The sequence below is a fragment of the Paenibacillus sp. GM1FR genome (assembly GCF_002803315.1).
Classification (GTDB): Bacteria; Bacillota; Bacilli; order Paenibacillales; family Paenibacillaceae; genus Paenibacillus; species Paenibacillus amylolyticus.
The window spans coordinates 98064-109349 of the sequence record NZ_MKZL01000009.1 but is presented as its reverse complement, the minus strand read 5'-3'; the positions used below and the strand labels follow the sequence as shown (position 1 = coordinate 109349).

General features: G+C 47.6%; 9 protein-coding genes. 5 read left to right on the top strand and 4 right to left on the bottom strand.

The genetic code is table 11. From position 1 onward, the window contains the following. Positions 1–218: 218 nt before the first annotated feature. Positions 219–1142: an S-layer homology domain-containing protein gene (locus tag PAEAM_RS05550; protein WP_100526932.1), complete on the bottom strand. Its 924-nt coding sequence runs from the start codon at positions 1140–1142 to the stop codon at positions 219–221. A gap of 361 nt (positions 1143–1503) precedes the next feature. On the opposite strand from PAEAM_RS05550, the gene PAEAM_RS05545 reads away from it, so the two are divergent. The 3 genes from PAEAM_RS05545 (at position 1504) to PAEAM_RS05535 (ending at position 5661) form a co-directional block, all read left to right on the top strand. After that, positions 1504–3246, top strand: coding sequence for an ABC transporter ATP-binding protein (locus PAEAM_RS05545; protein ID WP_100526931.1), 1743 nt, complete (start codon positions 1504–1506; stop codon positions 3244–3246). Further along, positions 3239–5056: an ABC transporter ATP-binding protein gene (locus PAEAM_RS05540; protein WP_100526930.1), complete on the top strand. Its 1818-nt coding sequence runs from the start codon at positions 3239–3241 to the stop codon at positions 5054–5056. The genes PAEAM_RS05545 and PAEAM_RS05540 overlap by 8 nt, the downstream gene beginning before the upstream one ends. A 104-nt stretch (positions 5057–5160) precedes the next feature. Continuing rightward, complete coding sequence (locus PAEAM_RS05535) at positions 5161–5661, top strand: hypothetical protein (RefSeq protein ID WP_100526929.1); 501 nt, start codon at positions 5161–5163, stop codon at positions 5659–5661. Between the two features lie 34 nt (positions 5662–5695). Here the strand turns inward: PAEAM_RS05535 and PAEAM_RS05530 are convergent, their stop codons facing one another. Next, positions 5696–6127 carry an Lrp/AsnC family transcriptional regulator gene (locus PAEAM_RS05530; RefSeq protein ID WP_036611514.1) on the bottom strand — a complete coding sequence of 144 codons (432 nt, stop codon included), beginning with the start codon at positions 6125–6127 and terminating at the stop codon, positions 5696–5698. Positions 6128–6258: 131 nt separating this feature from the next. Here PAEAM_RS05530 and PAEAM_RS05525 point away from each other — a divergent pair, with 131 nt between their 5' ends. Then, positions 6259–7011, top strand: a complete 753-nt coding sequence (locus PAEAM_RS05525) for an MBL fold metallo-hydrolase (RefSeq protein ID WP_100526928.1) — start codon at positions 6259–6261, stop codon at positions 7009–7011. Positions 7012–7540: 529 nt separating this feature from the next. Here the strand turns inward: PAEAM_RS05525 and arfA are convergent. Beyond that, positions 7541–9046: an arabinosylfuranosidase ArfA gene (gene arfA / locus PAEAM_RS05515; RefSeq protein ID WP_100526926.1), complete on the bottom strand. Its 1506-nt coding sequence runs from the start codon at positions 9044–9046 to the stop codon at positions 7541–7543. A 182-nt stretch (positions 9047–9228) separates the two neighbouring features. Between arfA and PAEAM_RS05510 the strand changes: the two genes are divergently transcribed. Then, complete coding sequence (locus PAEAM_RS05510; protein ID WP_430211574.1) at positions 9229–10134, top strand: ArsR/SmtB family transcription factor; 906 nt, start codon at positions 9229–9231, stop codon at positions 10132–10134. A gap of 120 nt (positions 10135–10254) precedes the next feature. On the opposite strand, the gene PAEAM_RS05505 is transcribed toward PAEAM_RS05510, so the two are convergent. After that, entirely contained in the window at positions 10255–11049 is a 795-nt protein-coding gene (locus PAEAM_RS05505; protein WP_100526924.1) for a C40 family peptidase, read from the bottom strand. Positions 11050–11286 lie beyond the last annotated feature (237 nt).

Genomic DNA, 11286 nt, shown 5'->3' with positions numbered 1-11286 from the left:
CTTTTGAGCCTGAACATCTCAATTTTATCGGAATGGTCTTGGTGGTCAAACCCTCGATCCCTCCACCCGCATAGCGGGTGGTTTTTTGTTTCGCGCGTTTCACGCACTCAACTGGCTAAAGCCATAATAAAAAACCACTCTCCATACATGTATGGAGAGTGGTTTTGAAGATACACATCCGTTTTAACCATGTTCAGTTTGTAGGGTTTGCAGTGAATTTACTTACCAGAAGGTTGAGCTTCTGCTGTATACCCTGTTGGGATATCCGTTTCTGCAGTCACATTGGTGATAACCATCGGATACATCATGTCTGGATCAGGTTGAATAATGGAATAGAGCACGATAGCGCGTCCATCCTTCTCCAATTTCACATCATCAATCTTCAATCCATAACCAGGATGCGGCATTTCAGCACTGAGTTTAACTTTGGTTGTTTTGTCATCAACCTTTGTCGTTGTTACTTCAGGTACAATCGCTTGTTGGCCTTCACCTGGATTGGTTGGAGCTGGCTCTGTTGAGCCGCCATTTCCGTGTTTATCCACAAATTCAAGTGCATTGAAGATCATGCTTGCAGCCTCCATACGGGTAAGCGACTGATCTGGACGGAAATTCCCGTCCTTATCCAGTTCAATGATGTTCATGTTCAGCAGGTTCTGGACTGCAGATATGGCGTCCTTACCGATTTTATTTTCGTCCTTAACAAGATTATACTTCATGATGACCGGATAATTCCCGGTTGTGTTAATCCCTTCATGTAGCAAAGTGACAAACAGTTCACGAGTCATCTTGCCCTGCGGGTTCACTTCAACTGGAATGGACAGTCCATTCTGAGTAGCGGCCTGCACCGCATCGGCATACCACGTATCCGGACTGATTTTATTCAGAGCGGATGCTTCCGCAAATTCATTTTTCAGACCAAATGCATTCACAATCAGTTGAACACCCTGTGGCTCGGACAATGCAAGATCTGGACGGAACAGATCCGCCGTTACTCCGTTAACAATGCCTTTTGATTTCAATGAATCCACAACCGACTTCTGACCTTCATCCTTCACATCTGTGAAAGCAAATACCGATGCACCTCCTGCTGTCATAGAAACGCAGAGCGCAAGTGTTGCAGCCAAACCTTTTTTATGTTTCATTTCCTGGCACCTCCATATGATTAGTAAAGCCTATTTTTTACCTCTTCATTCCTACAGACGGGGCATCCCTAGAAAATGTTTCAGAAATTTCGACATCTGGTGAATACAACACGGGAACACTGCATAGAGCTCCTTTCCGACGTCGATAATCCGATCACCTGCTTTTTGCTAACTGGCTTCGTTGACATCCCATCGGATTAGCGCAAAAATAAGAATAGAGAAATCTATCGGATGACGGATAAACAACGAACTGGATCGCATACAGTAAGAGGGCACGACGCGCTAATAACAGGTGTCGGCCCTTTTCTTGACTCCACCTGCCTGAACTGACTTCACCTATAACAAAAGGAGAACAACGCTTATGTCCAAGAAAGGATTACTTCGCGGTTATGTTGTGTCGAACTGGCCTGTTTATCTGGTTGCTGTTCTTCTGATCATCGCCTCCAATGTCGGGCAAGCTTCCTTGCCCCGCTTACTCGGTAGCTTCACGGATCAGTTGATGCAGAACTCTCTTCAGATGCAGACGGTCGTAAGGTACAGCCTGTCCCTTCTAGCTATTGCCATCGGGTATAATCTGCTGTTCGGTACCGGGCAATTCATGATTATGAAGCTCGGTCGACGCTTCGAATTCATGACGCGTGAGCGTATATTCAGTAAGTTTTCCGAACTTAGCGAACATTATTTCTCCAAACAGGGGAACGGAAAGCTGCTCAGTTATGTCATGAATGACGTTACTTCCGTACGTGAAGCGATATCCAATGGTGTGACACTCATGACCAATGCCACCTTCCTGCTGTTGTCCTGCATTGTCATGATGTTGCTTAGCGGGATTCCGTTGACGCTCATTCTAATCAGTGTTGTCCCTTTGCTGGCGATTCCATTTCTGGTCGTGTTTTTTGGTCCGCGGATTCGCAAGCGCTCTCGCGACGTGCAGGAAGCTCTTGCAACCATGACGGAATCGGCGGAAGAGCAGCTGGGTGGCATTCGCGTAACCAAGACGTTTGCCATCGAAGACAGTGCTCGTGCACGCTTTGGAACCACCGTCGATGAGATCAAGAGCAAACAGCTTCGACTCGTTCGTCTGTCTTCGTTGTTTCAAGCATTGCTCCCGCTGCTGGGAGCCATCTCATTGGTCGTTTCTCTGCTTGTCGGAGGTATTATGACCATGCAGAATTCTATTACACTCGGAAGTTTTGTCGCCTTAACCTTATATCTGCGCATTATTATGGGACCGCTTCAACAGATCGGCAATGTTATTAATACCGTTCAGCGCTCAGGCGCATCACTGGAGCGGGTGAATGACCTGCTCAGCGAAGTAGCAGATGTACGTGAACTTCCTGAAGCCACAGCGCTCCAAACCGTACAAGATATCACCATGGAGAATCTAACCTTCTCCTATCCTGGCAGTTCATCTCCTGCTCTCAAAAACATTCAACTCCATATCCGTGCCGGGCGAACGGTCGGTATTGTAGGCAAGACCGGCTCAGGTAAAAGTACCCTCGTTAAGCTATTGCTGCGTACATATGAACCACCTGAAGGAACAATTCGCATCAATGGTACCGATATTCGGCAGTTGTCGCTGGAAAGTCTAAGATCGCGCATCGCCTATGTCCCTCAGGATGGATTCCTGTTTAGTACCACCATCCGAGATAACATCGCATTTAGCGACCGGGAAGTATCGCTGGATACAGTGGAACATAGTGCACGGCAAGCCATGATCTATGATAATATTGTCCGTTTTCCTGATCGCTTTGATACACTGCTTGGCGAACGTGGACTCACCTTGTCTGGTGGACAACGTCAGCGAACCAGCCTTGCAAGAGGACTGATCAAACAAGCACAGTTACTTATTCTGGATGACAGCATGAGTGCGGTTGATGCTGTCACCGAGAGTGGTATTCTGCGTAGCCTGCGTGAGATCGGCAAGGGCAAGACTACATTAATTATCTCTCATCGCATCAGCGCGGTCCGTCATGCGGACGATATTATCGTTCTGGATGAAGGGCGAGTCGCTGAACAGGGAACACATGCGCAGTTGATGGCTGCCAAGGGGTTATATGCGGCCACTTACCGTTTGCAGGAGGAGGGATTACATCATGTCTAACGCTAACCCTGAACTTCGCCCAGACGCAGAAGACGATCAGAGTAAACGAACTTCGGTTAAGGCAATGATGGCATACGCCAAACCGCATAAATGGGCTTTTGCCGGTATCTTTTTCTGCTCACTGCTTGGCATATCGGCAGATCTGCTGCAACCCTATCTGGTGAAGATCGCCATCGATGATCATCTGGCCGTGGGCCAGACCACTGTGGGCTTTCTCGTTCAGCTCGCAGCCATCTTTCTTGGGCTGGCTGTCATCAGTTTTATTTTTACCTATATCCAGAATAATCTGTTGCAGCATGTGGGTCAGAACATTGTATCCCGGATCAGAAAGGACCTGTTCAAGCATATCTCCAAGATGTCCATGTCCTTCTTTGACCGTTTTCATATCGGCAGTCTGGTCACAAACGTATCCAGTGATACGGAGACCATCAGCAGCTTTTTCACTCAAGTACTGCTCAGTCTGATTCGGGATGGTATGATGCTGGTGCTCATTATCGTCTTTATGTTCCAACTTGATCCTGTGCTGGCGAGTTACTCACTGATCGTTCTGCCTGTCATTGCGGTGGTTGCGGTATTATTCCGTAGTCGACTGCGAAAAGCTTATCAAAATGCCCGTACGCGTCTTTCCCGTCTGATCGCATTTACGGCGGAGAACCTGTCCGGTATGTTTCTGATTCAGGCTTTTCACCAAGAGGAAGAACAGAAGAAACGTTTCTCGGAACAGAACGCACTTCATCTGAAAGCCAACATTGCGCAAGCCCGCTCCAATGTTATCTTCAACCGGACGTTTGATATCCTTGGCAATGCGGCACTGGTTATGATGGTCTGGCTTGGAGGTCGCGCCGTACTGGGTGAGTCCCTGCAAGTCGGGGTATTGTATGCGTTTATCAGCTATATTCGTCAGTTCTTTCAACCGATTAACCAGATTACGATGCAATGGAATACATTCCAGTCCACGACCGTATCGATGGATCGCATCTGGAACATTCTGAATACACGGCCTGAAGTTGCTGATCCCAAACCCGGGATGGCCTCCTCGCTTGAACCACAAAATGTGATGGGCCAGATTGATTTTAACGATGTGTCGTTTGGTTATCGGGCAGACCGGCCCTTGATCCAACAGATGAACCTGCACCTCTATCCGGGTGAAATGGTAGGTATTGTAGGCACAACAGGCGCTGGCAAAAGCACACTGATCTCCCTGCTCAATCGCTTCTATGATGTAGACAAGGGCAGTATGGAGATTGATGGTACTGATATCCGGCATCTGCCGCAGGCTAAGCTTCATCGGATCGTGGGTCTGATTCAACAGGAACCTTTCCTGTTCTCCGGTTCCATTATTGATAATGTGAGGATGTTTCGTGAGGATATTACGCGAGAGCAGGCGATTGAGGCCTGCCGGTTTGTCGGAGCACATGCAATGATTTCACGTTTGCCTCACGGATATGATACACATCTATCCGAACGCGGAAGCGGACTATCCGCTGGGGAGCGGCAGTTGATTTCATTTGCCCGGATCGTGGTGTTCCAGCCCCGAGTGCTCATCCTGGATGAGGCAACCGCCAATCTGGACTCACACACCGAACAGCTCGTGCAGCAGGCGCTGGAATCGGTATCCCAGGGACGCACCACCATTGTCATTGCTCATCGCCTGTCCACAGTGATGCATGCCGATCGAATTCTGGTGATGGAGAATGGGGAGATTGTGGAGGAAGGACCGCACCAGGAACTAATCGCAGCCAAAGGTGTATATGCAGACTTGTACACCCATGCGCGTGATGCAGGTAAAAATTCAGCTATATCAGGGTAATGAACCTGAGTTATAGTAAATACAGAACGTTGAACATGCCGCTCTGCTCATGCAGGCGGCACGTTTGGCATATCGATCAGCATTGTTAATTAGGAGGAACATCTATGCAACAACCCGAAACACCCAAGCGTGACCATCAGCAGATTCGTTACCAACGCAGCACAGCTCTATGGAAGGGAAGTCTATGCTTCCTGTTCCTTCTCTTGTGCGTGAGCTTATTATGGATCATCGTGGACGGACAAGCCGAAAGACTGGAGACAATATACTATTCCATTGCAGCCGTGCTCGGTATGTGGTTGATCGGACCGCTATTCTTCATGTTTGTGTCACGACTAACCAGAACCCCTGCCGTGTTGTTATCCTGGGATGATGATGCGTTAAGCACGGGCAAACGGAAGATTGCTTGGAGCAAGATTCGCAAAGTCGAACTCGCCTCACCTGCCCGCAGCAAGTGGCTCCTGTCTGCTTCTCCCATGTTTGTCCTGTACTTAAAGGACGGCACACGGTCTCATATTCAGACAGATCATCTGCTGAGCAAAAAAGAGCTGAACCAGGCGGTGTCCTTACTTCAGGAGACTTTGCAGGAACAGCAGCAGGATCGTTGAGTACCGGGATGGATGAGGACAAGCTCCCCACTCATCACTGTGATTTCTCTACACCTATGGACAGGCTGACTTTGTAATTGCCGTAAGGTAGCAATGCTTCAAGCAGTTGGCCAAGCTGCTCTGTGGTGCCAGTCTGCACTCTCATCAGATAACAGCCTTCTCCACTGACGCGATGGACTTCAACGATGTCCTCACGTTCAGCAATGAATGTACGAAAGGCGGCATGTCTGTCGCCGGAGTTCAAGAAAACTGTGACAAAGGCCTGTAGGCCGAGGCCAAGGCGTTCCGGGTTCCATTTTACCGTGTACCCTTCAATCACACCCAGATCTTGCAGCTTTCGCACTCTTGCACCAACGGCCTGTCCCGTGAGATGAACCTCTTCACCGATCTCTTTGTGAGAACGTTTGGCATCCTGAATCAGAATCTGCAAAATACGTATATCCGTGTCATCTATCATTTCATTCATCTTGCTTCAGCAATCCTTTCACGGTGAAATTAGCGTGGCCTAATTCCATTCATCATGTTATGTACGCCGTTAAACGGGTTGTATACCATATAGGGTAATACTATTAAACAACTCGAAGGAGTGCAAATATAATGAAAATTCAATTGATTCGCAATGCTACACTGTGGTTGGAATACGGAGGACTGAACATTCTCGTTGATCCGATGCTGATGGACGCCGAAGTCATGCCTGCTTTTCCAAACACACCGAATGAGCTACGTAATCCAAGAGTGAGTTTGCCCGAAACCGAAACGGATTATCTGAATCCGGATCTGTTGATTGTTACACACACCCATGTGGACCACTGGGATGAAGCCGCGGCGAAACAACTTGGCAAAGACATTCCCCTGATCTGCCAGCCTGGGGACGAGAATGTATTTCTGGGTGCCGGATTCACCAATGTAACAGCTGTAGATGAAAAACATGAGCATCACTCTGTCCGATTCGCCCGCACATCCGGGCATCATGGCACAGGTGAAATCGGCGAACGTATGGGCAAGGTGTCCGGTTTCGTACTTGAAGCAGATGGAGAACCTGTCACCTATATTGCGGGGGATACGATCTGGTGTGAAGAACCTGCTGAGGCCATCCGCCAATATACGCCTGAAGTCATTGTCGTGAATGCCGGAGGTGCACGCTTCGTGGAGGGTGATCCCATTACCATGGACGGCCCTGACGTTGTCGCCGTGAAGCGCCATGCGCCGTCTGCTCATGTCATCGCTGTGCACATGGATGCGATTAACCATTGTGTGATGTCTCGTACGGATCTTGCGACTTATCTGGCATCCGAGCAGTTGGATGGTCAGGTGCTCATCCCACGTGACGGCGAAAGTTTTGAGTTTTGAATTGGAGCGGAAGCTACGCTGAATCAAAGCGGAAGAGAAATAACATTTTCACACAGGTGGGTGGATTGTAACGAACTCAGCACACGTTATTAGTCTGTTTTTGGATACTCTAATATTCTAACGAATCCTAGACACCTTATTTCCGCTCTGGGCATGCTTTTCCGGAGATTCATCCGTCTTTTTACCAGGATAACGTGTCTCCGATTCGTTAAATTTCTACTATAGCAATAATCGGCACAATAAGGTGTCCCAGGTTCGTTAGCGCGTATGCGTATGACAGGACCATGTACTTCATTTTCAACACACGCCATTACCTAATTTATATGCTACCTTGTCTGCCACATCATCACTCATGTCCCCCATGCCTTCCCTTTCCCTATAAAATATAACGGAAAAAGCTGGATGCGATGAACTCGCACCCAGCTTTTTTGATTGAAAGAACACGCTAATCCGCTGTCCGCTGGCTTCCTTCTCGGGCATCATCCCCGCCATTGCGCTCCAACGTGTCCCATCCCTTTATGCTAATCCATTACTGCACTTTCAAACGGATCACGTTCCATGATGCTTTCGCCAAACTCGCCGTAATCAAAGTATCAGATACAACTGCACCCCCGCGATTATGAGGAGCAACACGATTTGGTTGCGCTGCCGTATTAGATGCTTTGAGATCATCACTCTCCAGCACGATATGCTCGATCACGGTACACTTCCCGAAGCTACGCAGGTCCACTTCGAGCGGAAGGGATTCTTCCAGATGACGGTTGACTGCAAATACAGTCACTTCACCCTGCTCTTCGTTATGAACCGCAATAGCTTCCAGATAAGGGACATCTGTGATTTGTTTTGTATCGTATTTTGGAGACTGGATCAATGGCACCAATGCTGTTCCACGTCCGAAGAGAGATGTATGCATGAATGGATAGAAGATTGTCTGTCTCCATGAACCACCACCCGTATCTGTCATGATCGGCGCAATTACGTTAACGAGTTGTGCCAGACAGGCCATTTTAACCCGATCCGCATGTTTGAGCATACTGATCAACATACATCCAACAAGCAATGCATCCTCATGATTGTAGATATCCTCCAGCTGTGGCGGAGCAATCTGCCAAGGGTCCATCTTCGAATCATTTTCATTGGAGTGATACCATACATTCCACTCATCAAAGGACAGATACATCGTCTTTTTGCTACGTTTCTTGGCTTTGATATAATCACAAGTTGCCTTCACGGTATCGATAAAACGATCCATTTCAAGCGAGCGTGCCAGGAACGTTGGCGTATCTTGCTCTTGATTGCCGTAGTATTGATGCAAGGACAGATACTCCACGTGATCATACGTATGATCCAGCACCGTTGCTTCCCATTCCGGGAACGATGGCATATTCAGATTCGAACTTCCGCAGGCTACCAGCTCAATCGTCGGGTCCGTCCACTTCATGACTTTTGCCGCTTCAACAGCTAACCGTCCATACTCATCTGCCGTTTTGTGACCAATCTGCCAAGGACCATCCATTTCGTTGCCCAGACACCATGTTTTGATCGCATGTGGCTGCTTGTATCCATGCTTGATGCGAAGATCACTATAATACGAACCTTCCGGATGGTTGCTGTATTCCACAATATTACGAGCTGCATCCGTACCCCGTGTTCCCAGATTAACCGCCATCATCACTTCGGAGTTCGCCTGTTTTGCCCAGTCCACGAATTCATTGAATCCAAATTCATTGGTCTCAATCGTTCTCCAGGCCAGTTCCAGTCTGCGTTTGCGTTCTGACACAGGCCCAACCGAATCTTCCCAATTGTAACCGGATACAAAATTACCTCCAGGATAACGTACAATCGGTACATTCAACTCCTTGACCATCTCCAGCACATCCGTGCGGAAACCCTGTTCGTTCGCTGATGGATGCCCTGGCTCGTAAATCCCGCCGTATACAGCACGTCCCAAATGCTCAATAAATGATCCGTACAATCGCTTATCCACTACACCAATAGTAAAATCTTTATCTACCGTCATTTTTGCTTTTTCCATAATGAATTTCAACTCCCTAAGATTAATATAAAAATTAATTGATATTCTATGGATCAACGTTCATATTTATATTAAAATCGATTATAGCCTTAATTTCAACCTGAATTTTGCAAAATGTTATTCTTTTTACTGAATTTATGTTTAACTTAATTCTATACAGATAAAATGGAGGAACAACTGTGATCAGAGCAAATACCGATGCCGAATGGCTACCCCTATATGAAGCACTTGCCAGTGAAGTCCGTCTACAGATCATCCGCCTTGTTGCAGAGACTCCGATGAATGTGAAAGACCTTGCTGCTTCACTGGGTCTGAGTAGTGCCATCGTGACCATGCATGTCCGCAAACTTCAGGATGTTGGCATTATTCAGTCCAAAATGATACGCAAAGACGGCGGCACACATAAAATGAACAGCCTTGCTGTAGACTGGATTGGCATCTCCATGCCGCAGGAAAGCGGGACAGCCCGCAAGCTTCACGAGGTTTCCGTCCCTGTGGGACACTACACCCACTTTGACGTCTATCCGACATGTGGTCTGGCTACATCCAATCATGTTATCGGACAGTATGATGACCCTCGTTATTTTCTCGACCCCGAGCGGATGCATGCGCATATTCTGTGGTTTGGCCGTGGATTTGTGGAGTACAAAATTCCAAACTATATTTTATCCGGACAACAGATCAATGCGATTGAATTGTCCCTTGAGATCGGATCAGAAGCACCTTCGGTGAATCCGAATTGGCCCTCGGATATTACATTCATGCTGAATGGCATCCGATTGGGGGAATGGACCAGTCCTGGAGATTCAGGCAACGGACGTGGCATGTTCACCCCTGAATGGTGGAGTGACAGTGTCAATCAGTACGGCATGCTCAAGGTACTGCGAATTACCAATGAAGGTACGTTTATTGATGGACAACTTCTATCCGACATTACACTCGCAGATATCCCGGTCGAACGCAACCAATGGACTCTTCGTCTTTCGGTGGAGGAAGATGCTCAGCATGTGGGCGGGCTTACCTTATATGGCGAGGGATTCGGCAACTACAATCAGGATATCCTGTTCCGGCTGTACTATCACGATTGAGTTCTTCAAAATAATAAATAACACCAAAACACCTCCCAGTCGCCTGTCAAAGGCAGAATGGGAGGTGTTTTGTATGCATATGAACATGCGTAGATTATTTAAGAAAGTTCTTGTTCTAACTTACAGCGCACTGCCACCAAACAGGAAGCGATACTCCCAGTGTTTGCCGGAGATATCACTAGTTGTTACACCACCGCCAGCGTTGGAATACGTATGTAATACCTTGCCGTTGCCCAGGTAAATTCCTGTGTGCGTAATGGTTGCGCTAGATTTATTCACGCCCGAATACGATGATGCAGAGCTGCCTTTATACGACATGAAATACATCAGATCGCCGCGTTTCAGGTTTTTCCAGTTCGTCTGAACTGTACCCTTGGCTTTTACATAGTCTCCCTGTTTGCGGGAATCCGCTGGAAGCTTGATGCCCAGTGCATCAATGAAGGCCTGGCGTACAAAGCTGGAACAGTCAAAAGTAGCCGTGCTGTTACGACTGGCTCCGAACTCATAAGGTGTTCCCAAATATTTCATTCCCGCCGCAACCACTTTTTCTACAGACGCATTGCCGGTCACCGATGTACCACTATTCGAACCCGATCCGCTTGTGCCGCCACTAATCGCTTGTGTGTATTTGGATGAAGAAGATATGTAGCCTGTCCGGTTAGCAGAATCCTTAATCTTATACCAATCCGAACCGGATTGCTGAAGCACCGTTACCGTTTCCCCTTTAGCGACCAAGCGAACAATCTTCGCAGAAGAAGAAGGTGTTGTGCGTAGGTTTACGCCCCAAATTACTTTTACTTGTGAATTGTTAACAGCAGCTGCCGATACCTGTGCCGTTAGTGCTCCTGTCGTCAGACTTCCCATCAGCATCGTTGCTGTGACACTTGCCGTAATAATCGTTTTCTTCCAGTTCATGATGTCGAGTTCCCCCTGATGTTACAGAATTTTAACCTGGCTTGGTTCTCCCGGGCTTGCCCCATTGTAAACGGGCTATCCATAACGTTCATCAGTCAAAAGTCCTGTATTGATATAGGCGAACTTGAGCACTAAGTATCAGGGTGTATCCATAATCTACTGGAAAAATTCACTGCTGATTCCTTCTTTTTGAAAGGTTAAATTATTGTAACTATTTGATATGCTTCATTTTACCAC